Here is a 24,323-nt window from a genome sequence, read left to right as displayed (position 1 = left end):
GGGAGCCGGGCGGCCGCGCGCTCTAGCATCGGACGTGAAAAGTGGACCCGCTTTTGGGATCGATTCCGATGCTCCACTCTCGGCTGGCGCATCGTTCGGGTCGCTGACGCGGCCCGCTGGGTCCGCACGATGCGCTAGGACGAGATGCCCCCGGAGGGCGACCAGAGCCGTCTCAGGGATGCCTCCATCTCATCCTCGCTGGAGCGCAGCTCGACGAGATCCGTGCTCGCGGGCATGAAGGGAGCAATGGTTGGAAGCTTCGTGGATCCTTCGGCGCCCTCCACGGGCGGATCGATGAGTTCCCAGCTGTCGAACAGGTCCATCGAGGAATGGCCGGGAAGGTTCGGCCCGAGATAGGGCACGATCTCGATCCAAGGCCTGCCGTTGCCCCGCGGCGTGACTTTGGTGACGCGGCCGAAAAAGCGCGTGAGCGGGCAGCGGACGAAATCGCCCGGCACGGGCATGCGGGTCTTCTCCAATTCGAGCGCCGCCTCGGCCTCCTGCAGCTCCGCTCGAAGCTTGGCGATACGCTCCACCAGCTCGGCGACGCGTCTGGTGCAGGGGCTCTCATGCGACTCCGACATTGCCGAGACCAGGGACAAGCTCCTGTCCAGACTGATCCCCATCACCGGGAATGTGCTCACGCCGGCTCTCCTCTGATGAACGATTTTGGAGCTTCGGCGCGCGAGTGCAAGGCGCCCGGAAGACTGAGATGGAACTGAACCTTGGCGCATGAGGGTTATACAGGCAACGAGCTTGAGAATAGGAGACGGAATGGGTCTTCGAGGCCGCATGATAGGATGTCGTGCAAGCGTCATCGGACTGACGTTGCTTGCCTCTGCCGCCTCGGCCCAGGATCCGGTGCCGCCGCTACCGCCGCCGCGACCGGAGCGTCCGGTGGAGCCGCTGCCGCCGCCGAGGCCCGCCGAACCGGCTGCGCCGGAGGCCGAGCAGCGTGCCGAAAAGGAGCCGCGGAATGAGACGCCGCCTCAGAAGGCAGATCTCGACAACGCCTCGGATGGTGCCTGTCTCCAGCGTCTGACGCAGCTCGGCCTGAGGTTCGAAAAGCGTCCGCCGGTCAAGGAGAATACCTGTTCGGTCGACGATCCGGTTCTCGTCTCGGCGCTTCCGGGCGGCGTCGCGGTCGTCCCGGCCTCGCTGATGAATTGTCCGGTGGCCGAGAGCATCTCACGCTGGATGAGCGAGGTGGTAGCGCCCGAAGCCGAGCGGCGGTTTCAGAGCGCGCCGACGAAGCTTCTCATCGGCACCTCCTACCAATGCCGAGACCAGCGCAATGGCCAGAAGCTGAGCGAGCACGCCTTCGGCAACGGCCTCGATGTCATGGGGTTCGAGTTCGCCAAGAGATCCGCCCTGACGATCGGCCATCAGACGGAGGGCTCCTCGGAAGCGACCTTTCAGGAGAATGTCCGGAAGGCCGCCTGCCCGATCTTCAATACGGTGCTTGGACCGGGCTCGGATTCGGACCATGGCGATCACCTCCATCTCGATCTGCGCCAGCGCAAGGGCGACTATCGGATTTGCCAATAGATCGGCGGGAACACGGGCGCAGCCAGGGCTTTGTCTGTCCACGGTAGTGCCAGTGGAGCTTTTCATGAAGATCGTTGCGTATGTGGCTGTTGGGATCCTGGGTTTCTCGACTTCGGTTCTGGCCGCCGATCGGAACCTCAATCTCGAATCCGTCAACAAGGCCGAATGGGCGCCGAAGGAGGGCAGGGGCAAGGAGATCGATCCGGTTCTGGTCAAGGCGCAGGTCCTGCTCGATCGGGCCCGCTTCTCGCCGGGCGTGATCGATGGACACGACGGCGACAATCTCCAGAATGCCATCAAGGCTTTCGAGAAGGAGCGCGGCCTCAAGCCTGACGGAAGCCTCGACGAGGATGTCTGGTCCAAACTGAAAGAAACGTCATCGGACCCGGCCCTGACCGAGTATTCGATCCGCGACGAAGATGTGAAAGGGCCCTTCGTGACGATCCCCGACAAGCTGGAAGACCAGGCCCGTCTCGACCGGCTCGGCTATTCCAGCCCCGAGGAGCTCTTGGCCGAAAAGTTTCACATGGATGTGGATCTGCTCAAGGCCATGAACCCCGGAAAATCCTTCGACAAGGCCGGCACGTCCATCACCGTGGCCAATGTCGAGGCGAAGCCCGGGTCCGAGAAACCCGAGAAGGCCGGAAAGATCGAGATCATCAAGAGCGAGCATGTCCTGCGCGTCCTCGCCAAGGACGGCGCTCTGGTCGCGGTTTACCCGGCCTCGATCGGCAGCGAGGAGAAGCCCGCACCGAGCGGCTCGCACAAGGTGCGTGCCGTGGCCCCCAACCCGAACTACACCTACAATCCCGATTATGCCTTCAAGGGCGTGAAGGCGAAGGAGAAGTTCGAGATCAAGCCCGGTCCGAACAACCCCGTGGGGAGCACCTGGATCGACCTCTCCGTCGAATCCTTCGGGATCCATGGGACGCCCAATCCGGAGAAGGTCGGCAAATCCCACTCTCAGGGCTGCGTGAGGTTGACGAACTGGGACGTCGAGGAACTGTCGAAGATGGTCGAGAAGGGGACCCCGGTCGAGTTCATCGACTAGAGCCTCGGACGTGAAAGGTGGACACCACTTTTGGGATTCATCCGAGGCTCCCTCTCTTGACCGGCGCATCGGATGAACCGGACCCGGAGGGCCGCGTCAGCGACCCGAAGGGCCACGCCAGTGACCTCAAGGGCCGCGCCAGCGAATACCGGGTCCACTTTTCGCTGACGCGGCCCGCTGGGTCCGTCCGATGCGCTAGAGCATCGGATCCGATGCTCAATCCCTGAAGCGACGCATCGGTCGGCGCGGCCCTCTGTGTCCGCTCGATGCGCTGGCGCCGTTCTCCGCCGCGGCCCTGGTCAGTCGTCGTTGGCGGAGTTCAGCTGATCCGGCCGGAGGCCCTCGTCGACCTCCTGGTCGTGCGCTCTGACGAGCCATTCCAACTGCTCCTGGACGAAATCGGGATCGCTGTGGAAACGCATGGCGCAGGCCACGAGAAAGATCGCGACCTCGGGCAGATCCTCGTCGCCCAGATCAGGAAGAATCAGCTCGAGGTCCGTCATGTTGCCCGAGGTCAGAATGGCGGCCTCATTGGGCGGAACGACGGTGCCGGCACTGTCAGTGTCTTGAGCCATTGCGGTGATCCTAAGCCTTTCGTCTGGCGGGAATGCAGGGGCGGGAAGAGTCTCGCCGGGTCGGCGGCCCCCCGCCTACGGTCGGTCTCGCCTTGTTCTAGCGCATCGTGCGGAAAAGTGGACCCGGTATTCGCTGGCGCGGCCCTCCGGGTCACTGGCGTGGCCCTTCGGGTCGCTGACGCGGCCCTCCGGGTCCGCCCGAACGATGCGCCGCTCAAGGAGGTGAGCATCGGATCCGCTGCTCTACGGCGCACGTCCGTCGGGCAAAGGTTCGGCGTCCTGTCGAGGACAAGACGCCTACGAAAAAGCCCTGCCGCAAGGCTGCGGCAGGGCCGTGATGCGGCGGAGCCGCCAGATCGCTCAAGCATCGAACGTGTCATCGAACTCACGCCCGATGTATTTACCTTTTGTTGTGGAGCATCTTTTCACGCAAAACCGGTTCCCACTTTTGCGCCCGATGCTCTAATAGGTGCAGACGTAGCGCATCCCGTTCGTCGCCAGGAAAGTTCCCGTCCCCGGATCGTACGACCGGTACTTGCGGGCGCAATAGGCGGCGAGCTGCGGATCCACCGTGCCCGGAGGCGGAGGGGCAGCAGGCTGCGCCTGAGCCTGGTTGGCGATGGCGCCGGCGATCAGCGCCCCGGCTGCGAGCCCCGCAACCCCGGCGGCAACGGCTGCGCCGTTGTCGCGCCGATAATAGTACCGGTCACGGTCATAATAAGGACGGTAGCCGCGACGGTAATACTGGGCGTAGCTCTCATTCGGGTACGCCCGGTCGAGCTGGGCGAGGGTCCGGTTCGGAACAGGGCTGGCGCTCGCGGGCAAGGCCGACACCAGCATTGCGGCGCCGACGAGGGCCAGTATGGGTTTGCGCATCGTGTTTCTCCACATGTGCGGGAAAACGCCGGCAGAGGACCTGCTGACAGTCGGGCGCAAATATAGCGCCACCTGCCAAGCTCGCACAATCCCGTTCTGCTGACGTCCATAAGGTGATCGTCTCAGGACTTCGTGTAGTTTTCGACGGGCTGCGAGACGATTCAGAAAGGTCGCCGACGAAGTATAATCTGGCTTCCGGTGGAAACCGCAATGATCGTGTCTCTCCCGACCGCAATATTGCTGGAGTGCGAATATCGTGAAGACATAGATGTAAATTCATATGATTATGCTTGTTCCTTGAGAAAATGCCTCATGGAAAGAGGGCGTGTCTTTCTCAAGCGCGGCACTGGATTTTTTCCAATAAATCGCCAATGATGCGCATGTATTATTGTATCCCTCCGGGGTCGTGGGCTTATGCTGAACCTCATGTTCCTTGTTCCGGTGACGGCTCGTCTGGGGAGCGGAATGCATTTCCCCGATGGAGTGCCGCTCCCTTCTGACAAGGGAGCGGTCGGACGGGGTGATTTGACCAAGACCGGACGGATCGTCTCGACAGGTCGTCCGGCATCGGGCGGAGCCGCGTCGGAGGTGCTCGAGAGAAGGTCCCTCGTGCCGGTTGCGAGCGCCCAGGCCATCGATGGAAGCGCCGAGCGGGCCTTCATGGAGGATCCGTTCGGGGCCCATGGCTTCCCGCCGCGCGACGCCACGCGCACCTTCTGCCGGGAGTGGCGGCTCGAAGGGCCGTCGGTCGTGCCGCCATGACGCTCAAACTGAGAAACTACAAGGCTTCCCTGGTCACTCTCGCGGCGATCGCGGTTCTCGCCATCTCACTCACGTTCACCGTCTGGCGATTGCTGCACGTGGAGCAGGATTCGCCGCACGGTGATCGCTACAGCAACCTGTGGGAGATCTCTCAAACGCAGTTCGAAGCATCGGCCCTGGCCGAGACCCTGGCCCGAGCCGCCAAGGGTGAAACATTCTCCGCTCCCGAACAGACTCCAGCCTTCCGAACGGCCATCCTGATCAGGCGGCTGTCCTTTCTCCTGGAGGGCGATCAGAGCGAGGTGATTGCCCGGGTCGGTGGCCTCGAGACCCTCAGGAAGGCCCATCGGCAACTGACCGAGGCCGAACCGCTCCTCGAGAACGCCGTCGACCCGCAGGCCGCCGCGGGCCTGGGGATGCTGGCCCACGATCTGGCCTCGGAGCTGCGGGGAATCGCCAACAAGGTCATGCTGCTCAATCATGAGGAAAGGGCCGAGCGGCACTCGCTGTATCTCCGCTATGTTTTGGAGAGCTTCGCCTACATCATCGGGATCGCCATCAGCACGGCCTTTCTGATCGCTCGCCTGTTCAGGGGCGTGCAGGAGACCACCCAGGCCCGGCAGCTGCTCAAGCAGGAGCAGGAGCTCTCCGACCTGGTCATCAACAACATCAGCGATCAAGGCATTGTCATGTTCGATGCCCAGCTTCGATGCCTGCTCTGGAATCCCGGCATGGAAGACCTGCTGAACATCAAGCCCGATCAGGCGGTCGGACAGCACATGCGGGAGCTTGACCCGATCTTCGCCCAGGAAGACGTGATCGGCTCGCTCCTGCGGGCCACGGAAGGAATGAGCTCGGTCTTCGAGCACGAGGCGGTCTCTCCCGACGGACACGACCGATGCCTGGAGATCAACTGCTTTCCTGTCTCCATGGCCGAACGCAAGCTCGGCATCGCGTTCATGCGGGACGTGACGGAGCAATGGCTGGCCCGCAAGCAGGCGGAGCGCCAGAACTTCGACCTCGAGATCAAAGTGCTTCAGCGCACGGCCGCCCTGCGTCAGGCCGAACGCCGCCTGATCGCGGCCATCAAGTCCGCGTCGGAGGGCTTCGCGGCCTTCGACTGGACGGGAAAGCTCCTTTTCGCCAACGAACAGATCTGGGCTGCCGCTCCCGTGTCCCTGTGGTGCCAGGACGAGATGACCCTCTCGGACTTCCTGCAGGGCTTCGCCATGTGCGAGGGCGCGGACGCGCGCCTTGTGAACGCGCAGCCCCCCTTCGAGGAGATCGAGCTGGATCTTCTGGTGAGCAAGGACACCTGGGCTCGCCTCTCGCTGACAAAGGCCGATGGAGCAACGATCTTCGTGCGGCTGACGGACATCTCCGGATACAAGCAGGTTGCGAAGGCTCTTGAATCGGCCCTCGACCGAGAGCGTGAAACGACGAGCGCGTACCGGAATTTCGTGTCCATGGTGTCTCACCAGTTTCGGACGCCGCTCGCCATCCTGGACTCCAGCGCCCAGCGCATTCTGCGGCGTGGAACGGATCTGACGCAGGACGAGCTCGTCACCCGGGTCCAGAAGATCCGCAATGCCGGCACCCGGTTGACGCGCCTCGTCGAGAGCGTCCTGAATGCGGCCAAGCTCGACGCCGGAACGATCGAGGTCAATCCGGCCTCCTACAATCTGGTCGACCTCGTCATGGACATCTGCGAACGGCAGCGCGAGGTCAGTGCGCGGGCCGAGATCCGCTTCGATGTTCCGGATGTCCCGGTCAGGGTCTTTTGCGACGGCATGCTCATCGAGCAGGTCGTCGTCAATCTCCTGTCCAATGCGATCAAGTATTCGGGCGAGAAGCCGTTCGTCGAGATCAAGATCTGGATGGAGGGGTCGCGCGCGTTCTGCTCGGTTCGCGACTGGGGCATCGGAATTCCGGCCGACGAACTGCCGAAGATCTTCGATCGATTCTACCGGGCCCGAACGGCGTCCGGGATCGCCGGCACCGGGATCGGATTGAATTTCGCCCAGAGGATCATGCACTTGCATGGGGGCGAGATCCAGGTTGAGAGCGATGAGGCGGCCGGATCCTTGTTTACCTTCGACCTTCCCATAGCGAGTGCCGATCAAACGCAACAGGCTGCATGAGTGACAGACTCCAATGAACCATCAAAAAACAATACTTTGCGTTGAAGATGAAGACGACCTGAGAGGCGATATCGCCGAGGAGCTGGAGGCAGCCAATTACCGCGTGCTCCAGGCCGCCAACGGAAGCGAGGCGCTCAGCCTGCTCGAACGGCATCGTCCCGATCTCGTCCTCTGCGACATCACCATGCCGGGCCTCGGCGGCTATGATGTGCTCAAAGCGTTGCGCGACCAGGGCACGATGGCCGATATCCCGTTCATCTTCCTGACCGCCTTGGCGGAACGGAACGATGTTCTCAGCGGCAAGCAGGCGGGAGCGGACGACTATCTCGTCAAGCCGATCGACTACGAGATCCTGCTCGCGACCATTGCGGCCCGTCTGGACCAGGTCGTCCGGGTTCAGACGAGCGCCGTTCATCGGGCCGAAGAATCCTGGCAGGAGATTCTGAAATCCGCCAAGGGGCGCACGGTCGATGCGCTCTACAAGGCCACCTTCGCGTTCGACCGCTTCCTTGTCGGCGTCGTGATCGTCGACGAAGCGGGCGCCGTCCGCGTGATGAACAAGGAGGCGCAGCGAATCCTGGCCGAGGGCGACGGCCTGAGCGTCTCTCAAGGGATCCTGAAGGGATCGGTGGCGAAGCAGAACAGCAAGCTCCATTCGTCCATCGAAAAGGCCTTCGAGGAGGAGTCGCTCGATGAGATCGTGTCGTTCCCGCGCATATCGGGCGGCCGGCCTTATCTCGTCCTGATTCCGGGGCAACGGTTCTCCGCCGAGGAGAGGCCGGAGGCCGTCGTCCTGCTGGTGATCGACACCGAGCAGCGGGCCAAGGTCTCGGGTGACACGCTCGTGAGGCTCTATGGCCTCACCCCGTCGGAGACGCGGGTCGCTCTCATGCTGATCGACGGCAAGCGCCTCGATCAGATCGCCGAGGAACTGGAGGTTGCTCAGACCACGGTGGTCTTCCATCTCAAGAACCTGTTCCGGAAGACAGACACCAACCGCCAGGCGGATCTCGTGCGGGTCCTGCTGTCGGTTCCGCTGCGCAGCACCAGCGCTTGAGGCGCCCGCTCGGATCTTGAGCGGCGGATGTATCCGTTAAGACCTTGATCACCATTCCGACAAGTTTGGCCCACGCCCAAGCTTTGCCACATTCTGTTCAGCTTTCGGAGAGGTTTTGAACAGTATATCTCATGGCATGAAGAGGAAGGCATGCGGCCTTTCTCCCCTCGTAGGTGATGATCATGAAGGTCTTCCGTCTTGTTTCCGGGACTGCCGCGGCTCTGGCGCTCGTCACCGGCTTGGCTGCCGCCCAACCGGCCGCAGCGCGTGATCGCCTGTCTCCTGGGGCCGCCGTGGCTATCGGGGCACTGGGAGGTCTCGCCGTCGGTGCTGCCGTCGGATCGGCCATCGCCCAGCCTCAGCCGCCGGTCGTCTATGCGGCACCTCCGCCGCCTCCGCCGCCGGTTTATGTCGAAGAGGCCGCACCGGTTTATTACGAGCGACCGGTCCGCGAGGTTTATGTGGAGCGCTGCTTCACGGAGCGTTACCGGGAATGGGTTCCCGGCTGGGGCTGGGAGCATCGCAACCGCCGGGTCTGCCGCTGAAATGGTCGAGATGGCCCGCTTCCGGCGGGCCTTTTCTTTTTTCGGGACAGAAACCCGGATTCGGCTGCCGCGTTGATCGCATGACATCTCATGCGAGCTTAGCCATGACCAGCACACCGAAAGATCAGGCCGGTTCCGATCAGACAAAGCTCAATCCCGGTGATCAGGCCGAGCCGGGAACGCCGGGCGCAGGGGAGAACGTCTGCCCCGAATGCAAGGGCAGCGGCCGCATTGGCGCCACGCCCTGTCCGATCTGCGGCGGCACGGGCACGATCATCGAGGGGATCGGCGGAGCTTAGGATCGAGCCCGGACCGGCAGCCGTTCGTCCCGGCCGCGGGATGGGCTAGGACTTGTCGGGCTTCGCCATCCAGCGGACCAGCGGCATGAGCGGGACGATCCAGATCAGGCCGAGCACGATATAGGCTACGGTCTGAAGAAGTTTCGGCGCCTGCGTGATCCGGCCCTCGGCGATCGCCATCGCGAACAGCGCGTAGAAAATGATGAAAGCCAGCATCACGACTGTGCCGATCAGCTTGCGCAGGCGAATGCCCATGGCGAAATCCTCACATCGTCACCATCGGGTCGGGATGGTGCGTCACCGGCATGAATTGCCTCGTCGAGGCACAGCCTCTATGTGACGTCCATATCCCGGGTTCAAGCCCTAAACGACGATGAGAGTGAGCATGGCTGTCGCAGCCTCCCCCGAGGGCATGCCGTTGGCGCGCGTGCCTCGAAGCCGGTCCGTGTCCGCCGTTCGCGCCTGGATCTACTGCCTTGCGGCGCTGGTCGTCCTGATGGTCGCGGTCGGCGGCGCCACGCGTCTGACCGGCTCGGGTCTTTCGATCACGGAATGGAAGCCCGTCACCGGCGCCATTCCGCCGCTCACCGAGCAGGCCTGGATGGCCGAGTTCGAGAAGTACCGGCAGATTTCGCAGTACGAGCTCGTCAACAAGGGCATGAGCCTGTCGGAATTCAAGTTCATCTATGCCTGGGAATGGGGACACCGGCAGCTCGGCCGCCTGATCGGCCTCGTCTTCTTCCTGCCTCTGGTCTGGTTCTGGGCCAGGGGAGCCATCAAGGGCCGGCTGGCCCTGACGCTCCTGGGGATCGGAGCCCTGGGTGGTCTTCAGGGCGCCATCGGGTGGATCATGGTGGCATCGGGCCTGGAGCCTGGCATGACCGCCGTCGCGCCGATCAAGCTCGCCCTGCACCTCACTGTCGCCAGCGTCATCCTGGCCTGCCTCGTCTGGGTCGCGTCCGGGTTGAAGGACCGTTCCGGGGCGATGGGCCTGGAAGTCCCGACCGGGCCTGCACCCCGCATCCTCGTCGGACTGATCCTGTTCCAGATCGCCCTCGGGGGGCTCGTCGCAGGCTCCAAGGCCGGGCTGACCTACAACACCTGGCCGCTCATGGACGGGTCTCTCGTCCCGCCGGCCTCGGGCCTGTTCGTGGTCAAGCCCTGGATCGAGAACTTCGTGGACAACGTCCTGCTCGTCCAGTTCAACCACCGTCTCGTGGCCTATGCCATCGTGGCTTTCGCGGTCTGGCACGCCTGGTCGGTTCGCAGGCAGGACCCCGGCTCAAAGACCGCCGGACGCGCAACCGGCATGGCCGGGCTCGCGCTGGGCCAGATGGCTCTCGGCATCGTCACCCTGCTGCTGGCCGTGCCGCTCTGGGCCGGCCTGGCCCATCAGGTCTTCGCCATGGCGGTTCTCGCCATGGCGGTCGTTCATGCCCGCGTGAGCAAGGCCTGATACAAAAGCGAAGGGCGGCCGCAGAGGCCGCCCGAACGCCATGTCCGCGAAGCTTAGCGGACGATCTGAACGATGCGGCGGGTGCCGGGCTCGACCAGAACCGGGGTGTCGTTCACCACCGTGTAGCGATAGTTCTTCACGCCGTACTCGGCCGGAACCTCGTAGTACTGCACGCCGGAGGCCGGGAGTGTCGCGCCGACGCGAACCTCTTCCTGGTAGCGGTAGGACGGGACGCCCTGGGTCACCACGTACTGGCGGAACTGCGGCTGCTGCTGGTCGGCCAAGCCGCCGACGATCGCGCCCGTCACGCCGCCGACCACGGCGCCCACGGGGCCGCCCACGATGGCGCCGCCCACGGCGCCGGTGGTGGCACCGGCGGCCGCGCCGCCGGACTGAGCGAAGGCGCCAACCGGCGCGAGAGCCACGAGCAGGGCACCTGCAAACAAGATCTTCTTGGACATTTGTCAGCTCCTAAGACTTGTGAAGTCTGGAGCTTAACGGCCAAGCGGAGCGGTGGTTCCGCGCCCGAAAGCGTGCGGCGGACCAAGAAAGCAAGCCGGACAGCGGGGACGTCGGCGAGCCGCGACGCTCGGCCGGAATCCCGCGCAGGACCCAGGGCGGAAGGCGGGACGGGTTAGTTTCGGCGTGCGTCACGGGCGCCGCGAGGGACGGAAGCCGCGAAGGGTCGCGTGCTCGCCGCGCGAGGATTTTCGAGGCTTTCGTGCGCGGGAGGATCCCGCCCGCTGCGGCTCAGCCGCTCGGCCAAGGGCCGGCAGGGCCGTCGATCCGCAAAATCGCAGTGGGAATACGGCGAGAAATAGGAAATCAGTACTTGCTCTGCTACAGGTGAACAATATTAAGATAGGGTTAACCCCTAACGCAGGGCTGTCGGAAAAGGCTTATGAGGAGTCAGGCATGAATGTGCTGGTCTTTGCTTCGCGGAAAGGCGGCTCGGGGAAGAGCACGCTCGCTGCTCACCTCGCGAGTTATATCGCCAATCCTTCACGCCCCACGTTGCTGATCGACAACGATCCTCAAGGCTCCCTGTCGCTCTGGCACAAGATCCGCAATCAGGAGTACCTGGGCCTGAAGCACAACGTGCGCAACATCGCCGAGGCCATCCGGGACGCCAAGCGGGAGGGCTACGAGTGGGTTCTCGTCGATACGCCGCCGAACAAGTCGGCGATCGTGGCCGAGGCGATCAAGCAGGCCACCCTGGTGATCGTTCCGACCCGCGCGAGCCTGTTCGACATCGCGGCCCTGCAGGACACGGTGGCCATCGCCCGTGAGCACCGGAAGCCCTACGCGGCGGTCATCAACGCGGCTCCGGCCAAGCACGGGGAGGCCGAGGCCCACGTGGTCGCCGATGCCCGCGGCGCGCTCAACGCCCTCCAGGTTCCGGTCTGGGCCGGCCAGATCACCCACCGGCCCGAGCTGACGCTGTCGCTCGCGACGGGCGAGGGTGCGCGGGAATACGATGCGAATTCGCAAGGGGCCGAGGAAATCGGCCGCCTCTGGACGGCGCTGGAGCGCTCCCTCAACGCGATCCACAACACCTACAAGAAGGCCGGCGCGTCGCGGGCCGCGTAGGTCACGGCTTCATCTCGGCGGAAAGGGCGGCTCTCGGGCCGCCCTTTCTGTTTGATCGCTCTCGCTGGCCCACACAATCGTCACCGGCACGGGCCCGGCCACGATGGGCCGGGGACCGGAAACGGAAGCGCTCGCTTACGCTGCGTCGAGCGCCTGGTTCAGGTCGTCGATCAGATCCTGCGTGTCCTCGAGGCCGATGGAGAGGCGCACCACCTCCGGGCCCGCTCCGGCCTGGGTCTTCTGCTCGTCGGTGAGCTGGCGGTGCGTGGTCGATGCCGGGTGGATGACCAGGGAGCGGGTGTCGCCGATATTGGCCAGGTGGGAGAACAGCTTGAGGTTCGAGACCAGCTTCACGCCGGCCTCGTAGCCGCCCTTGAGGCCGAACGTGAAGACCGCGCCGGCGCCCTTGGGGCAGTACTGTTTGGCGAGGTTGTGGTAGCGGTCCGAGCGCAGGCCCGGATAGCTGACCCAGGAGACCTTGTCGTGACCCGCGAGATGCTCGGCGACCGCCAGGGTGTTGTCGGAGTGGCGCTGCATGCGCAGCGGCAGGGTCTCGATGCCGTTGAGGATCAGGAAGGCGTTGAAGGGCGAGAGCGCCGGGCCGAGGTCGCGCAGGCCGAGCACCCGGCACGCGATGGCGAAGCCGAAATTGCCGAAGGTCTCGCCCAGCACCATGCCGGCATATTCCGGACGCGGCTTCGACAGCATGGGATAGCGGTCGTCGCCGGCGAAGTTGAACGAGCCGCCGTCCACGATGAGGCCGCCCACCGAGTTGCCGTGGCCGCCGAGGAACTTGGTGGCCGAGTGCACGATGATGTCCGCGCCGTGCTCGAAGGGCCGGATCAGATAGGGGGTCGCCATCGTGTTGTCGACGATGAACGGGATCCGATGCTTCTTGGCGATCGCGGCGATCGCCTGAAGGTCGACGATCACGCCGCCCGGATTGGCGATGGATTCGACGAAGATCGCCTTGGTCTTCGGAGTGATGGCCGCCTCGAAGGAGGACGGGTCGTCCGAATCGGCCCAGACCACGTTCCAGCCGAAGTTCTTGTAGGCATGGTTGAACTGGTTGATCGAGCCGCCATAGAGCTTGCGGGCCGCGACGAACTCGTCGCCGGGCTGGAGCAGGGTGTGGAAGGTCAGGAACTCGGCCGCGTGGCCCGAGGCAACCGCCAGGGCGGCCGTGCCGCCTTCGAGGGCCGCCACGCGCTCCTCGAGCACGGAGCAGGTCGGGTTGCCGATTCGCGAATAGATATTGCCGAACGCCTGCAGGCCGAAGAGGGAGGCCGCGTGGTCCACGTCGTCGAACACGAAGGAGGTCGTCTGGTAGATCGGTGTCGCGCGGGCGCCCGTGGCAGCATCGGGAGCCGCTCCCGCATGGATGGCGAGCGTGTTGAAGCCTGGCAGGCGGTCGGTCATGGGTGGACGTTCCTCAAGGATAAGAATGCGTTCTATTTAAAGAACGGCTTGTTCGTCCGTCAAGGAGCGTGTGACGCGAGCCGGGTCCTGCGCGGGCGAGCGGCCGGAACGGGAAGCGCCGCTTCAGGCCAACGCCGGGCTTGTGCCGGTTCCCTCCCTGGGAACCCGGCGCTTTTCCGGCCGGTGTGGCCGCGACAGGCCTGGCCATGGTGTCTGAAAGGTCGCGCCACTCCGACGGTGACCCTTCCACCGTCATCACCGGGCTTGTCCCGGTGATCCCGATACGAGAGGCGCCGCGCTTGTCTCCACGTCATGGCCGGGACAGGCCCGGCCATGACGTGGAGGGTTGCACGAGCGGACGACCAGGCACCACGTCATCACCGGCACAAGGCCGGTGATGACCTGCGGAGCGTCACCGGACGGGGCGCCGCCGGCCGTGAAGCCTTCAAGGCCGGTTGAGGCTGAGCTTCTGGAAGCCCTTGCCGGACAGGACCGGTTTCTTGGCGCTCAGCATGCGCGAGTTCACTCCCTGCCAGGAGATCTCGCCGGACAGGCGGCCGAACTCGATCTTCGGGCAGCGGTCCATGACGACCTTCAGGCCCCTGGCTTCCGCCCTGGCCGCGGCCTCGTCGTTGCGCACGGAGAGCTGCATCCAGAGCACCTTGGGCAGGGGATCGAGCGCGAGTGCCTCGTCGGTGATCGGACCGGCGGCTTCCGAGTTGCGGAAGATCTCGACCATGTCGATGGGGACCGGCACCTCCTTGAGGGAGGCATAGACCGTCTTTCCCAGAAGCCCGCCGCCGGCGAGCCCCGGGTTGATCGGGATCACGTCGTAGCCGCGCTCCAGCAGGTACTTGGTGACGATCCAGCTCGGACGGGCGGGATTCGACGAGGCGCCGACCAGCGCGATGGTCTTCACGCTGTTGAGGATGCCGCGGATGTAATCGTTCGGGTAATTGCTGTGATCCATGGCGGGAACGTATGGGATAGGGCAGGGCAGTTCAATGAGCATTTGACGCATGGCTTCGCATCACCCGATCATGACCAAGGACGACCTGACGGCGTTTCTCGACCAGGAGTTCCCGCAGATGCACGCGGGAGGCCGGACCTATTTCGTCGACGAGATCGGCCCGCTCTCGGCCCGCATGCGCATGACCTGCCACGAACGCCATCTGCGGCCCGGCGGCACCATCTCGGGTCCGTCCATGATGGGGCTGGCGGACCTCGCCCTCTATGCGGCGATTCTCGCCCATATCGGTCCCGTGGCGCTCGCCGTCACCACGAGCCTCACCTTCAACTTCCTGCGCAAGCCCGAGCCGCGCGACCTCATCGCCGAATGCCGCCTGCTCAAGCTCGGCAAGCGTCTCGCCGTGGGGGAAGTGTCGATCCGTTCGGAGGGCAGCCCGGACGTGGTCTGCCACGCGACCGGGACCTATTCGATCCCGGACCGCCGGTAGCCAATTCGCCTCATGCCTTCTGAGGCGCGAGCGCGTCATCGATCTCGCGCGCCCGGATGGCGGCGGGGCGCGAGCCGATCCGCTGCCAATAGGCCTCGAAGGCAGGGCGCTTCTCGAGAGTGCCGAACATCATGCCCCAGCCGATCTGGGAGCCCACATACACGTCGGCGGCGGTGAACCGGTCGCCCGCGATGTATTCCGACTGAGTGACCGCATAGTCCAGGGCGTCGACCACGTGCTCGATGCTGCCGTAGCCGATGGCCCGCTGGCGGTCCTCCGGAACCTCGAATCCGAAGGCCTTGTTGCTCAGGGCCGCCTCCACGGGGCCGGCCGCGAAGAACATCCAGCGGTAATAGGCGGCGCGGTCCTGGAGCGGCGGGGCGAGGCCGGCCTCGGGAAAGGTGTCGGCCAGATAGGCGCAGACGGCCGCCGCCTCGGTGACGATCCGGCCCTTGTGCAGGATCGCCGGCACCTTGCCCATGGGATTGACCGCCAGATAGCCGGGCGACTTCATGTCCGGGCCGAAGGCGAGCACCTCCGTCCGGTAGGCGCAGCCCGTTTCCTCCAGCATCCAGCGGGCGATGCGGCCGCGGGACATGGGATTGGTGAAGAATATCAGATCGTCGGTCATCGGGAGCCCCTCCGGAGCGGCACGGATCCTGTGCGGCCGGGCAAGCATAACCATAGTCCGGCCGGATCCCAAACGTGCTGTGGTGCCCTAATACCGTTCATGTGGTAAAAAAATACCACTCTCTGCTAAGGCTTGTTTTATAAGGGTTTTGTGTGCTCCTGGGGCTCGAAAACGCTGTTGACTTGCCCGGCCGATGTGACTAAACAGCCGTCACTCGCCGCCGCATCTCGCGGCGGTTTGTCGTTTTCAGAACCTGAGCCATCTGGCTCCAACGGGATACAGCGCAATGAAGACTACGACTTCGCTGAAGCCCGCCGAGGTCGAGAAGAAGTGGGTTGTGATCGACGCGAAGGGCCTCGTGGTGGGCCGTCTCGCTTCGGTCGTCGCCATGCGCTTGCGCGGCAAGCACAAGGCGAACTACACGCCCCACGTCGACTGCGGCGACAACGTCATCGTCATCAACGCCGACAAGGTGGTGTTCACCGGCCGCAAGCGCGAGCAGAAGGTGTACTACCACCACACCGGTTATCCGGGCGGCATCAAGGAGCGCACCGCGAAGTTCATCCTCGACGGCCGCTTCCCCGAGCGCGTGGTCGAGAAGGCTGTGGAGCGCATGCTCCCCCGCGGCCCGCTTTTCCGTCAGATCATGGGCAACCTGCGCGTCTATGGCGGCGCTGAGCATCCGCATACCGCTCAGCAGCCGGAAGTCCTGGACGTTGCCGCCCTCAATGCCAAGAACGTGAGGGCTTAAACCCATGGCGACCCTTCAGTCTCTCGCCGATCTGGGCCAGAACGCCCAGGCTGCCGCTCCGGAAGCTCCGAAGCACGTCCAGAAGCTCGACTCCCTCGGCCGCGCCTATGCCACCGGCAAGCGCAAGGACGCGGTTGCCCGCGTGTGGATCAAGCCCGGCTCCGGCAAGATCGTGATCAACGGCCGTTCGGCCGAGGTCTACTTCGCCCGTCCCGTGCTGCGCATGATCCTCGCCCAGCCGCTTCAGATCGCCCAGCGCGAAGGCCAGTACGACATCACCGTCAACGTTGACGGCGGTGGTCTCTCCGGCCAGGCCGGCGCGGTCCGCCACGGCCTCGCCAAGGCGCTGACCTACTACGAGCCGGAGCTTCGCGGCCCGCTCAAGAAGGAAGGCTTCCTGACCCGCGACCCGCGCGTCGTCGAGCGCAAGAAGTACGGCAAGAAGAAGGCCCGCCGCAGCTTCCAGTTCTCGAAGCGCTAAGGCTTATCGGCCATATGGTTTGGAATGGGCGGCTCTTGGGCCGCCCTTTCTGCGTTCAGGCGAGGGCGCGCTCCAGCTCCGCCTTGCTCATGCGCGAGCGGCCCGGGATGTCGCGCTTGCGCGCCCTCTCCATGAGCTGCGCCTTGGTTGTCGCGGCTTTGCCGGTGCTCGTGCGCGCGGCCGCGGCCTTCCGGGCCACGTCGCGCGGCTGCTTCGAGAACTGCTTGCCCTTGCGGGTATCGGCGCGCTTCTTGTCGCTGGAGCGCTGGTATTCGCTGTCGCTCAGCGCCTTGCGGCTCTTGGCCGGAAGGTAGCGTTCGCCGGTCTCGCCGCTCGTCTTGCCCGACTTCGTGCCCCAATCCTCGTCCTGCCATTGCTGGAGGTGATTGTCGGCGGACTTGCGGCCCTCGTAGCCGCCGCCTTCATTCTTGTACTCGGCCACCGCCATCTGGGCCTTGCGGGCCGACCATTGGCCCGGCTTTCCGCCCTTGGCGCCCCTGGTAACCTTCGCCTTCACCGTCTCCCAGAGCCTGGGATTGGTCTTCTTCGCCGTGCCTGCCATGAGAACCGCCCGTCGTGATCCGGATTCCCAGGGGAACCGCGGGATCGCGGGAGGGTTCCGCTGTTCGTTTCTTGACAAGCATGGCCGTCGGGCGCCATAGATCCGGCATGACGATTTTTTCGGACATCCGACGTTGCTTCTCCGCCGCGCCTGCGCGCCTGCGATGAGGGCTCTTCGTCCGCTCGTCTGCCAGCCGCGCCCTCTGCGCGGCTTTTGTTTTTCCGACATCTTGCGGGGCTGAAGCGTCCCGCCCTATCTCCCAGCATCGACGACAGATTGGATCGACCATGACCGCGACGCTCGACAGATCATCAGGCCTCGATCAGCAGACCCGGACCGTGTTCATCGACGGAGAGGCCGGCACCACCGGGCTCGGCATCCGCGAGCGGCTGAAGGACGTTGCCGGCGTGGCCATCCGGAGCATCGATCCGGAGCGGCGCAAGGACCCGGCGGCCAAGCGCGAGATCCTGGCCGAGGTCGATCTCGTGGTGCTCTGCCTGCACGACGCCGCCGCCCGGGACACGGTCGCGCTCGTCGACGGCCTCAGCGGCCGCAAGCCCCGGATCCTCGACGCCAGCACGGCGCACCGGGTCGCGCCCGGCTGGGCCTACGGCTTCGCCGAGCTCGATGCCGGGCAGCGCGACGCGATCGCCAGGGCGGACCGGGTGGCCAATCCCGGCTGCTACCCGACCGGCGCGATCGCACTCATCCGGCCGCTGGTCGATGCGGGCCTGATCCCGGCCGATTACCCGATCAGCGTGAACGCGGTGAGCGGCTACAGCGGGGGCGGGCGCTCGATGATCGAGGCCTACGAGGCCGGCACGGCCCCGGCCTTCGAGCTCTACGGTCTCGGCTTCGAGCACAAGCACGTCCCCGAGCTGCAGACGTACACCGGCCTGGCCCGGAGGCCGATCTTCATCCCGTCGGTGGGCAATTTCCGGCAGGGCATGCTGGTGAGCGTGCCGCTGCATCTCGACCTCCTGCCCGGCAAGCCGAAGGCGGCGGATCTCGAGGCGGCGCTCCTGAACCACTATCGGGACGGCGGCCTCGTCAGCGTCGTGCCGACCATCCGGGACGGTAAGAAGATCGAGCGGATCGAGCCGGAGGCCCTCAACGACACGGACCGGCTGGAACTCTTCGTCTTCCAGCACGAGGGCTACAATCACGCCGTCCTGGTGGCCCGGCTCGACAATCTCGGCAAGGGCGCCTCGGGCGCCGCCGTGCAGAACATCCAGCTCATGCTGGGACTGGTCTGAAATCGTCCTCCCACGTCATCACCGGCTCTCATCATCCTCCCATGTCATCACCGGGCTTGTCCCGGTGATCCCGCTTCTGAGAGGCGCCGCGCTTCACCTAATCGGGATGGCCGGCGAGAGGAGGGTGATGACTGGCCGGCCATGACGTGGGAGGGTGGAGCGCGAACCGAACGATCACCCTCCCACTGTCATCACCGGGCTTGTCCTGGTGATCCCGATCGTTTGGAACGCCGAGCCCTTCCGATCGAGATGGCCGGCACAGGGCCGGCCATGACGACAGGGTGGGGCGACTAGTGCCCCCTCCAGCTCTTGCTCGTGTCCACCGCATTGCCCTCGAAGGCGACGAAGCGCTGGCGCTGCTCGCCGAGGCCCTCGATGCCGAGGCTCACCACGTCGCCCGCCTTCAGGAAACGCTGCGGCTTCATGCCCATGCCGACCCCGGGCGGGGTCCCGGTGGTGATCACGTCGCCGGGCTCCAGGATCATGAAGTGCGATACGTAGGAGACGATCTGCGCCACGTTGAAGATCATCGTCTTGGTCGAGCCGTTCTGCACGCGCTCGCCGTTCACCTCGAGCCACATGGAGAGGTTCTGCACGTCGGCGATCTCGTCCTTCGTGACGAGCCAGGGGCCCAGGGGGCCGAAGGTCGGGCAGCCCTTGCCCTTGGTCCAGGTGCCGCCGCGCTCGATCTGGTACTCGCGCTCGGACACGTCGTTGCAGACGCAGTAGCCGGCGACGAAATTCAGGGCCTCGTTCGCCCCGATATAGGAGGCGCGCGCGCCGATCACGATGGCGAGCTCCACCTCCCAGTCGGTCTTCTGGGATCCCCGCGGGATGACCACGTCGTCATTCGGGCCGACGATGCAGGACGGGGCCTTGTTGAAGACGATCGGCTCCGCGGGAATCGGTGCTCCCGTCTCGGCCGCGTGATCGGCGTAGTTGAGCCCGATGGCGATGAAGTTGCGCACCTGGCCGACACAGGGCCCCAGGCGCTGGCCCGACGGGGCGACCGGCAGGGTGCTGGGGTCGGTGTTGCGGATGCGGTCCAGGGTGTCGGACGACAGGGTCGCCCCGGTAATATCGGGCACGAGTCCCGAGAGGTCTCGGATCTGTCCGCTCGAATCGACCAGCCCCGGCTTCTCCCGTCCAGCGTCCCCAAATCTCACCAGCTTCATCAAGCGCTCCTCTTGTTACGGCATGGGCATCATCGGCCCGAATGCGCCACGGTACAATGCACGTTCTGGGCGCAAATATGTTGCTGTTATGCCACGACGGCCCACAAAGTACCGGATGTCCACTCATCCGTCCGAGGTATCCTGGCTCAAGATGTCAGCCGACTATACATCGGTTTACATGTGAACCATTCGTGCATACTTTCCTTGTATTTGTGATTAACAAAGCAAAAGGAAGATCATTTAAGTAAGCGCCAGCAGTTTTTAGGAAAATTTAAGGCCTGGGCGGAAGCTCAGGAAAAGATTGCGGCCAAATTTAAGCATTGGCACATTGCCCACACGACGGGATTCTCCCGTATCAAGAATACCAAGGGCAGGAAAACTCCATGGGTCGTCTCTCTCGTTCGTTGTCACTGGCTGCGGTGTCCCTCGCAGCCCTCATCGCCGCTCAGGGCGGTGCTCAGGCCGGAGCCTTCGCGCTCCGCGAGCAGAGCGCCACCGCGCAGGGATATTCCTTCGCCGGCGCGGCCTCGGGTTCGGGCTACCTGTCCTCCATGTTCTGGAACCCGGCCGTCATCACCATGGCGCCGGGCTGGCAGAGCGAATGGCACGCTTCGGTGATCATTCCCCGGGTCGACATCAACCCACTGCCGTCCGTGCCGACCTTCGTGTTCGGCGGTTCAGGCGACATCGGCGAGGACGCGGTCGTTCCGGCGGGATACAGCTCCTACCAGATCAACGACACGCTCTGGCTCGGCGTCTCCAGCACGACGCCGTACGGCCTCGTCACCGACCCGCGCCAGAACTGGTCCGGCCAGCTCTATTCGCGCTCGTCGCGGATCTTCTCCGTGAACGTCAACCCGGTGCTCGGCGTGAAGGTGAACGACTGGCTGTCGGTCGCCGTGGGTCCGTCCCTGCAGTATTTCGACATCCGCCTCAAGCGGGCGGTGCCCTTCCCGGGCGGTCCGGCCACCTCGGCGGTGCTGCCCGGCGCGCCGAGCGCGATCCTCGACGGCGACGACGTGGGCTTCGGCTTCACGGCCGGCGTGACGATCACTCCGTTCGCCGGAACCACGATCGGCGTCGGCTACCGGTCGCAGGTCGAGCATGAGCTCGAGGGCGACCTGTCGGCGCCGTTCGGCTCCATCGGGCCCTTCGCGCAAATTCCGATCACCGCGAAGCTCAAGACGCCGGATCAGCTCACCATCGGCCTCTCGCAGGTGATCACGCCGAACATCACGGTTCATGCCGGCTTCGAGTGGACCAACTGGAGCGTCCTCAAGACGCCTCTCGTGATCGGCCCCGGCGGCGTCGCCGTCACCGACATCCCGCTCAACTACGAGGACGGGTTCTTCTACTCCCTCGGCGCGGATTACCGGCTGAACGAGCAGTGGACCCTGCGCGCCGGTCTCGCCTACGAGCAATCGCCGATCGACACGGAGATCCGTTCGACGCGCCTGCCCGACAACGACCGCATCTGGGCGTCGCTCGGCGCCAGCTACCAGTGGAACGACCGGCTGTCCTTCGACCTGGCCTACACCCACATCTTCGCCAAGGAGACGGATATCCGGATCCTTCCCGGACATCAGGACTACGCCGGGCTTCCCTACGTGGCCGATGTGGATTCGGACGTGGACATCGTGTCGGCGGCGGTTCGCTACCGCTGGGACGACCCGAAGGTCGCCATCCCGGCGGTCCCGCTCGTCCGCAAGTACTGAGCGCTCGCAAAGCGACGACCCGAAGGCCGGCAGAGATGCCGGCCTTTCCTGTTTGGGGTTGAGCTCGCTCCCTCGACGTCATCACCGGCCTCGTGCCGGTGATCCCGATTTTTCGAAACGCCGAGTCTCACAGGACCGGGATGGCCGGGACGAGCCCGGCCATAACCTGGGAGATTATCAGGGCCAGCGACCGAGCGCGTTCCTCAGACGCGATTCAGGATTTCTCCAGGACGTAGGTTCCCGGCGCGTCGCAGAGCGGCTCGAGCTTGCCGCCGCCAGGCTCGCGGGCGGACACCATCCGGGGCGCCTGCGCCTTGATCCAGTCGAACCAGTAGGGCCACCAGGTGCCGGTGGTTTCCTTGGCCTGCTTCAGCCAGTCCTCCAGTTCGCCCTCCACGGGGCCGCCAGTCCAGAACTGGTATTTCGCCTTGCTCGGCGAATTGACCACGCCGGCGATATGGCCGGAGCCGGCGAGCACGTAGTCGACCGGCCCGCCGAACGCCTTCGAGCCTGCGAACACGGACCGGGCCGGGGCGATGTGGTCTTCCTTGGTGGCGAGGTTGAAGATCGGCACCTTCACCTTCTTCAAATCCAGCTTCACGCCGGCAAGCTCCATCTCGCCCTTGGCGAGCCTGTTCTCGAGATAGCAGTTGCGCAGATAGAAGGCGTGATTGGCCGCCGGCATGCGGGTGGAATCGGCGTTCCAGTACAGCAGGTCGAACGGGAAGGGCGACTGGCCCTTCATGTAGACGTTGACCACGTAGGGCCAGATCAGATCGTTGGGCCGCAGCATGTTGAAGGCGTTCGCCATCCGCGAGCCCTCGAGGTAGCCGCGCTTCTTCATGGTGGCCTCGAGGCTGCGCACCTCATCCTCGCCGGCGAAGACCTTCAGGTCGCCCGCATGGGTGAAATCCACCTGCGCGGTGAAGAACGTGGCGCTGTCGATCCGCTTGTCGCGCTTGGCCGCCATGTAGGCCAGGGTGGTGGCGAGCAGCGTTCCGCCGACGCAGTAGCCGATGGCCGTCACCTTCTTCTCGCCGGTTGCCTGCTCGACGGCGTCGAGCGCGGCGAAGATGCCGTCGACCATGTAGTGCTCGAAACCCTTCTCCGCGTGCTGCTCGGCCGGATTGACCCAGGAGATGCAGAACACGGTCAGGCCCTGCGCGACCGCCCAGCGGACGAAGCTCTTCTCGGGGTTGAGGTCGAGGATGTAGAACTTGTTGATCCAGGGCGGGACGATCAGCAGGGGCCGCTTGAGCACTTTCTCCGTGGCCGGGGCATATTGGATCAGCTCGATCAGGTCGTTGCGGAAGATCACCTTGCCGGGCGTGGTGGCGATGTTCACCCCGACCTTGAACTTGCTCGTGTCCGACTGGCGGATCTTCAGCTCGCCGCCGCCCGCCTCGATGTCCTCCGCCAGCATGCTCATGCCGCGCACGAGGTTGGCGCCGTTCTCGCGCAGGGTCTCCCGGATGAGCTCCGGATTGGTCAGGAGAAAGTTCGACGGGGAGAGAGCGCTGGAGAGCTGCTTGAGATAGAACTGGGCCTTGTGGCGGGTGCGCTCGTCCAGGCCCTCCGCGTCCTCCACGAGGTCTTCGGCCCAGCGGGACGAGATGAGATAGGCCTGTTTCAGAAAATCGAAGATCGGATTCTCGGACCATTCCGGGTCCTTGAAGCGGTTGTCCTTGGGCTCGGGCTCCGCCACCGGGTCCACGGGCTCACCCTGGGCCCGCTTCAGGGTCGAGGCCCAGAGCGACATGAACTGCGTCCCGAGACGGGACTGAGCCTCGAAGCTCCTTTGCGGATCGCTCATCCAGGCTTCGGCCACGCGGCTGAGGGACTTGATGGCCTCCGAAGCGTCGCTCGACAGCTCCGGCGCGGCCTGACCGTCCTGAACGGGCTTGAGGTAGGCGGCCGCGGCCTTGCCGGCTCCCTCGATGAAGCGGGCCATGTTGTGGGAGAGGGCCTCGAAGTCCGGCATCTGGCCTTGGGTCTTCTCCTCACCGTATGGCTTGTCCATAAGGCGATCTCCCTCTATCGCAGCAGCGTTGCTCCCAGGCTGCATTTCCGACATCTTAGAGCATCGGACCCAAAAGTGGATTCCACTTTTGGGATGGATCCGATGCTCACGCCTCCGAGCGGCGCATCGTGGGACCGGAAAACCGGGGCCACTTTTACCGCACGATGCGCTAGCGTTCGGCTCGTCGGATATGCCAGAGCCATTTGCAGATCTTAGGTATCACAATGCGTACGAAGCCCTTTCTGATCCGCCGCATCCCGGCTTTTGCCGCCGCGGCCCTTGCCGCCGGGGCCCTTGCCGCCGGTCTCGCCGGCTGCAACGGCAGCTTCAATCCCGTCCGGGACGTGGCGACGGCCGTGGGAGCGGGCCCGCAGACGGCCGCGACCCCGGATTTCGTGGCCCGTTCGAGGCCCGCCAATCTGGAATACATGCCGATCGGAACGCCCGCCCCGGCGCGCCCGACGGCTGCGCGCACGGCCGATCAGGTCAAGGCCGCCGAGGCGGAGCTCGATGCCATCCGGGCGCAGAACGAGGCGGCCGGCGCAGCGGCGGCCGAGCTCGGCAAGACGCCGCCCCCTGAGCCCGTCAGGCTTCCGGCCAACACGTCGCAGCCGGCGCGCCAGAAGACGAATTCCAAGAGAACGCCTTAGAACCTATACCGGAACCCCGTGATTCCGCCCGAGGACGAGACCCATGCCTGATTTCTACCGGATTAAGCGCCTCCCTCCTTATGTGTTCGAGCAGGTCAACCGCATCAAGGCCGCGGCCCGCGCCAACGGGGCGGACATCATCGACCTCGGGATGGGCAATCCGGACCTTCAGGCTCCCCAGCACGTGATCGACAAGCTCGTCGAGACCGTGGGCAAGCCGCGCACCGACCGCTACTCGGCGTCGAAGGGCATCGGCGGCCTCCGCCGGGCCCAGGCGGGCTATTACGAGCGCCGCTTCGGCGTGAA

At 64.8% G+C, this 24,323-nt stretch carries 26 protein-coding genes and 1 pseudogene; 16 read left to right on the top strand and 11 right to left on the bottom strand.

Features of this window, described 5'->3' with window-relative positions; translation table 11 throughout:
• Positions 1-134: 134 nt before the first annotated feature.
• Positions 135-644, bottom strand: coding sequence for a hypothetical protein (locus tag OCW50_RS22165; protein WP_262298976.1), 510 nt, complete (start codon positions 642-644; stop codon positions 135-137).
• Positions 645-828: 184 nt separating this feature from the next.
• On the opposite strand from OCW50_RS22165, the gene OCW50_RS22160 reads away from it, so the two are divergent.
• Both OCW50_RS22160 and OCW50_RS22155 read left to right on the top strand, forming a co-directional pair.
• On the top strand, positions 829-1,548 hold the full coding sequence (locus OCW50_RS22160; protein WP_262298975.1) for an extensin-like domain-containing protein: 720 nt from the start codon (positions 829-831) through the stop codon (positions 1,546-1,548).
• A gap of 64 nt (positions 1,549-1,612) precedes the next feature.
• On the top strand, positions 1,613-2,599 hold the full coding sequence (locus OCW50_RS22155; protein WP_262298974.1) for a L,D-transpeptidase family protein: 987 nt from the start codon (positions 1,613-1,615) through the stop codon (positions 2,597-2,599).
• A 299-nt stretch (positions 2,600-2,898) separates the two neighbouring features.
• Here the strand turns inward: OCW50_RS22155 and OCW50_RS22150 are convergent, their stop codons facing one another.
• Both OCW50_RS22150 and OCW50_RS22145 read right to left on the bottom strand, forming a co-directional pair.
• Positions 2,899-3,174: a hypothetical protein gene (locus tag OCW50_RS22150; RefSeq protein ID WP_262270721.1), complete on the bottom strand. Its 276-nt coding sequence runs from the start codon at positions 3,172-3,174 to the stop codon at positions 2,899-2,901.
• Between the two features lie 462 nt (positions 3,175-3,636).
• The gene (locus tag OCW50_RS22145; RefSeq protein WP_262298973.1) at positions 3,637-4,050 is read right to left on the bottom strand and encodes a BA14K family protein; all 414 of its coding nucleotides are present in this window, start codon (positions 4,048-4,050) and stop codon (positions 3,637-3,639) included.
• Positions 4,051-4,515: 465 nt separating this feature from the next.
• Here OCW50_RS22145 and OCW50_RS22140 point away from each other — a divergent pair, with 465 nt between their 5' ends.
• From OCW50_RS22140 to OCW50_RS22120, 5 genes are all read left to right on the top strand, one after another.
• On the top strand, positions 4,516-4,812 hold the full coding sequence (locus OCW50_RS22140) for a hypothetical protein (RefSeq protein ID WP_262298972.1): 297 nt from the start codon (positions 4,516-4,518) through the stop codon (positions 4,810-4,812).
• Positions 4,809-6,953, top strand: coding sequence for a sensor histidine kinase (locus OCW50_RS22135; RefSeq protein ID WP_262298971.1), 2,145 nt, complete (start codon positions 4,809-4,811; stop codon positions 6,951-6,953). Before OCW50_RS22140 ends, OCW50_RS22135 begins: the two co-directional genes overlap by 4 nt.
• 13 nt (positions 6,954-6,966) lie before the next feature.
• Positions 6,967-8,010 (top strand): response regulator, encoded by a 1,044-nt coding sequence (locus OCW50_RS22130; protein WP_262270725.1) that lies wholly within the window; start codon positions 6,967-6,969, stop codon positions 8,008-8,010.
• Between the two features lie 182 nt (positions 8,011-8,192).
• Positions 8,193-8,555, top strand: coding sequence for a hypothetical protein (locus OCW50_RS22125; protein ID WP_262270726.1), 363 nt, complete (start codon positions 8,193-8,195; stop codon positions 8,553-8,555).
• A gap of 104 nt (positions 8,556-8,659) precedes the next feature.
• Positions 8,660-8,854 carry a hypothetical protein gene (locus OCW50_RS22120; protein WP_262270727.1) on the top strand — a complete coding sequence of 65 codons (195 nt, stop codon included), beginning with the start codon at positions 8,660-8,662 and terminating at the stop codon, positions 8,852-8,854.
• Positions 8,855-8,899: 45 nt separating this feature from the next.
• On the opposite strand, the gene OCW50_RS22115 is transcribed toward OCW50_RS22120, so the two are convergent.
• Positions 8,900-9,109, bottom strand: a complete 210-nt coding sequence (locus OCW50_RS22115) for a DUF2842 domain-containing protein (protein WP_009492687.1) — start codon at positions 9,107-9,109, stop codon at positions 8,900-8,902.
• A gap of 157 nt (positions 9,110-9,266) precedes the next feature.
• On the opposite strand from OCW50_RS22115, the gene OCW50_RS22110 reads away from it, so the two are divergent.
• Positions 9,267-10,310: a COX15/CtaA family protein gene (locus OCW50_RS22110; protein ID WP_262299037.1), complete on the top strand. Its 1,044-nt coding sequence runs from the start codon at positions 9,267-9,269 to the stop codon at positions 10,308-10,310.
• A gap of 53 nt (positions 10,311-10,363) precedes the next feature.
• Here OCW50_RS22110 and OCW50_RS22105 read toward each other — a convergent pair whose 3' ends face one another.
• Positions 10,364-10,771, bottom strand: a complete 408-nt coding sequence (locus tag OCW50_RS22105; protein ID WP_173946517.1) for a DUF1236 domain-containing protein — start codon at positions 10,769-10,771, stop codon at positions 10,364-10,366.
• Between the two features lie 454 nt (positions 10,772-11,225).
• On the opposite strand from OCW50_RS22105, the gene OCW50_RS22100 reads away from it, so the two are divergent.
• Positions 11,226-11,900 (top strand): AAA family ATPase, encoded by a 675-nt coding sequence (locus OCW50_RS22100; protein ID WP_262270729.1) that lies wholly within the window; start codon positions 11,226-11,228, stop codon positions 11,898-11,900.
• Positions 11,901-12,035: 135 nt separating this feature from the next.
• On the opposite strand, the gene OCW50_RS22095 is transcribed toward OCW50_RS22100, so the two are convergent.
• Both OCW50_RS22095 and OCW50_RS22090 read right to left on the bottom strand, forming a co-directional pair.
• Positions 12,036-13,319 carry an O-acetylhomoserine aminocarboxypropyltransferase gene (locus OCW50_RS22095; protein ID WP_262270730.1) on the bottom strand — a complete coding sequence of 428 codons (1,284 nt, stop codon included), beginning with the start codon at positions 13,317-13,319 and terminating at the stop codon, positions 12,036-12,038.
• Positions 13,320-13,764: 445 nt separating this feature from the next.
• The gene (locus OCW50_RS22090; RefSeq protein WP_262298970.1) at positions 13,765-14,289 is read right to left on the bottom strand and encodes a CoA-binding protein; all 525 of its coding nucleotides are present in this window, start codon (positions 14,287-14,289) and stop codon (positions 13,765-13,767) included.
• Between the two features lie 49 nt (positions 14,290-14,338).
• Here OCW50_RS22090 and OCW50_RS22085 point away from each other — a divergent pair, with 49 nt between their 5' ends.
• Positions 14,339-14,776 carry a PaaI family thioesterase gene (locus OCW50_RS22085; protein WP_262298969.1) on the top strand — a complete coding sequence of 146 codons (438 nt, stop codon included), beginning with the start codon at positions 14,339-14,341 and terminating at the stop codon, positions 14,774-14,776.
• A 10-nt stretch (positions 14,777-14,786) separates the two neighbouring features.
• Here the strand turns inward: OCW50_RS22085 and OCW50_RS22080 are convergent, their stop codons facing one another.
• Positions 14,787-15,407 carry a glutathione S-transferase family protein gene (locus tag OCW50_RS22080; protein WP_262298968.1) on the bottom strand — a complete coding sequence of 207 codons (621 nt, stop codon included), beginning with the start codon at positions 15,405-15,407 and terminating at the stop codon, positions 14,787-14,789.
• 286 nt (positions 15,408-15,693) lie between these two features.
• Here OCW50_RS22080 and rplM point away from each other — a divergent pair, with 286 nt between their 5' ends.
• Both rplM and rpsI read left to right on the top strand, forming a co-directional pair.
• Complete coding sequence (gene rplM, locus OCW50_RS22075) at positions 15,694-16,158, top strand: 50S ribosomal protein L13 (RefSeq protein ID WP_009492703.1); 465 nt, start codon at positions 15,694-15,696, stop codon at positions 16,156-16,158.
• Between the two features lie 4 nt (positions 16,159-16,162).
• The gene (gene rpsI / locus OCW50_RS22070; RefSeq protein WP_114946827.1) at positions 16,163-16,639 is read left to right on the top strand and encodes a 30S ribosomal protein S9; all 477 of its coding nucleotides are present in this window, start codon (positions 16,163-16,165) and stop codon (positions 16,637-16,639) included.
• 55 nt (positions 16,640-16,694) lie between these two features.
• Here the strand turns inward: rpsI and OCW50_RS22065 are convergent, their stop codons facing one another.
• Complete coding sequence (locus OCW50_RS22065) at positions 16,695-17,201, bottom strand: hypothetical protein (RefSeq protein ID WP_262298967.1); 507 nt, start codon at positions 17,199-17,201, stop codon at positions 16,695-16,697.
• A gap of 287 nt (positions 17,202-17,488) precedes the next feature.
• Here OCW50_RS22065 and argC point away from each other — a divergent pair, with 287 nt between their 5' ends.
• A complete protein-coding gene (gene argC / locus OCW50_RS22060) occupies positions 17,489-18,457 on the top strand; it encodes an N-acetyl-gamma-glutamyl-phosphate reductase (RefSeq protein WP_262270735.1) in 969 nt (322 codons plus the stop codon).
• A 290-nt stretch (positions 18,458-18,747) separates the two neighbouring features.
• Here the strand turns inward: argC and OCW50_RS22055 are convergent, their stop codons facing one another.
• Entirely contained in the window at positions 18,748-19,632 is an 885-nt protein-coding gene (locus OCW50_RS22055; protein WP_262270736.1) for a fumarylacetoacetate hydrolase family protein, read from the bottom strand.
• A gap of 383 nt (positions 19,633-20,015) precedes the next feature.
• On the opposite strand from OCW50_RS22055, the gene OCW50_RS22050 reads away from it, so the two are divergent.
• A complete protein-coding gene (locus tag OCW50_RS22050) occupies positions 20,016-21,347 on the top strand; it encodes an OmpP1/FadL family transporter (protein ID WP_262270737.1) in 1,332 nt (443 codons plus the stop codon).
• A gap of 214 nt (positions 21,348-21,561) precedes the next feature.
• Here the strand turns inward: OCW50_RS22050 and OCW50_RS22045 are convergent, their stop codons facing one another.
• Positions 21,562-23,367 carry a PHA/PHB synthase family protein gene (locus OCW50_RS22045; protein WP_262298966.1) on the bottom strand — a complete coding sequence of 602 codons (1,806 nt, stop codon included), beginning with the start codon at positions 23,365-23,367 and terminating at the stop codon, positions 21,562-21,564.
• A 224-nt stretch (positions 23,368-23,591) separates the two neighbouring features.
• Here OCW50_RS22045 and OCW50_RS22040 point away from each other — a divergent pair, with 224 nt between their 5' ends.
• Positions 23,592-24,017 (top strand): hypothetical protein, encoded by a 426-nt coding sequence (locus OCW50_RS22040; protein WP_262270739.1) that lies wholly within the window; start codon positions 23,592-23,594, stop codon positions 24,015-24,017.
• Between the two features lie 43 nt (positions 24,018-24,060).
• Positions 24,061-24,323: pseudogene (locus OCW50_RS22035) on the top strand (aminotransferase); the annotation flags it as partial.

This window comes from Microvirga sesbaniae, from assembly GCF_025460805.1.
GTDB classification, from domain to species: Bacteria; Pseudomonadota; Alphaproteobacteria; order Rhizobiales; family Beijerinckiaceae; genus Microvirga; species Microvirga sesbaniae.
This window is presented reverse-complemented; position numbering and strand designations above follow the sequence as displayed.

Bases quoted from the DNA above. Each gene is read 5' to 3' on its own strand.
- OCW50_RS22155 (WP_262298974.1), top strand. From the start codon at position 1,613: ATGAAGATCGTTGCGTATGTGGCTGTTGGGATCCTGGGTTTCTCGACT.
- OCW50_RS22150 (WP_262270721.1), bottom strand. From the start codon at position 3,174: ATGGCTCAAGACACTGACAGTGCCGGCACCGTCGTTCCGCCCAATGAG.
- OCW50_RS22145 (WP_262298973.1), bottom strand. From the start codon at position 4,050: ATGCGCAAACCCATACTGGCCCTCGTCGGCGCCGCAATGCTGGTGTCG.
- OCW50_RS22140 (WP_262298972.1), top strand. From the start codon at position 4,516: ATGCATTTCCCCGATGGAGTGCCGCTCCCTTCTGACAAGGGAGCGGTC.
- OCW50_RS22135 (WP_262298971.1), top strand. From the start codon at position 4,809: ATGACGCTCAAACTGAGAAACTACAAGGCTTCCCTGGTCACTCTCGCG.
- OCW50_RS22130 (WP_262270725.1), top strand. From the start codon at position 6,967: ATGAACCATCAAAAAACAATACTTTGCGTTGAAGATGAAGACGACCTG.
- OCW50_RS22125 (WP_262270726.1), top strand. From the start codon at position 8,193: ATGAAGGTCTTCCGTCTTGTTTCCGGGACTGCCGCGGCTCTGGCGCTC.
- OCW50_RS22120 (WP_262270727.1), top strand. From the start codon at position 8,660: ATGACCAGCACACCGAAAGATCAGGCCGGTTCCGATCAGACAAAGCTC.
- OCW50_RS22115 (WP_009492687.1), bottom strand. From the start codon at position 9,109: ATGGGCATTCGCCTGCGCAAGCTGATCGGCACAGTCGTGATGCTGGCT.
- OCW50_RS22110 (WP_262299037.1), top strand. From the start codon at position 9,267: ATGCCGTTGGCGCGCGTGCCTCGAAGCCGGTCCGTGTCCGCCGTTCGC.
- OCW50_RS22105 (WP_173946517.1), bottom strand. From the start codon at position 10,771: ATGTCCAAGAAGATCTTGTTTGCAGGTGCCCTGCTCGTGGCTCTCGCG.
- OCW50_RS22100 (WP_262270729.1), top strand. From the start codon at position 11,226: ATGAATGTGCTGGTCTTTGCTTCGCGGAAAGGCGGCTCGGGGAAGAGC.
- OCW50_RS22095 (WP_262270730.1), bottom strand. From the start codon at position 13,319: ATGACCGACCGCCTGCCAGGCTTCAACACGCTCGCCATCCATGCGGGA.
- OCW50_RS22090 (WP_262298970.1), bottom strand. From the start codon at position 14,289: ATGGATCACAGCAATTACCCGAACGATTACATCCGCGGCATCCTCAAC.
- OCW50_RS22085 (WP_262298969.1), top strand. From the start codon at position 14,339: ATGGCTTCGCATCACCCGATCATGACCAAGGACGACCTGACGGCGTTT.
- OCW50_RS22080 (WP_262298968.1), bottom strand. From the start codon at position 15,407: ATGACCGACGATCTGATATTCTTCACCAATCCCATGTCCCGCGGCCGC.
- rplM (WP_009492703.1), top strand. From the start codon at position 15,694: ATGAAGACTACGACTTCGCTGAAGCCCGCCGAGGTCGAGAAGAAGTGG.
- rpsI (WP_114946827.1), top strand. From the start codon at position 16,163: ATGGCGACCCTTCAGTCTCTCGCCGATCTGGGCCAGAACGCCCAGGCT.
- OCW50_RS22065 (WP_262298967.1), bottom strand. From the start codon at position 17,201: ATGGCAGGCACGGCGAAGAAGACCAATCCCAGGCTCTGGGAGACGGTG.
- argC (WP_262270735.1), top strand. From the start codon at position 17,489: ATGACCGCGACGCTCGACAGATCATCAGGCCTCGATCAGCAGACCCGG.
- OCW50_RS22055 (WP_262270736.1), bottom strand. From the start codon at position 19,632: ATGAAGCTGGTGAGATTTGGGGACGCTGGACGGGAGAAGCCGGGGCTG.
- OCW50_RS22050 (WP_262270737.1), top strand. From the start codon at position 20,016: ATGGGTCGTCTCTCTCGTTCGTTGTCACTGGCTGCGGTGTCCCTCGCA.
- OCW50_RS22045 (WP_262298966.1), bottom strand. From the start codon at position 23,367: ATGGACAAGCCATACGGTGAGGAGAAGACCCAAGGCCAGATGCCGGAC.
- OCW50_RS22040 (WP_262270739.1), top strand. From the start codon at position 23,592: ATGCGTACGAAGCCCTTTCTGATCCGCCGCATCCCGGCTTTTGCCGCC.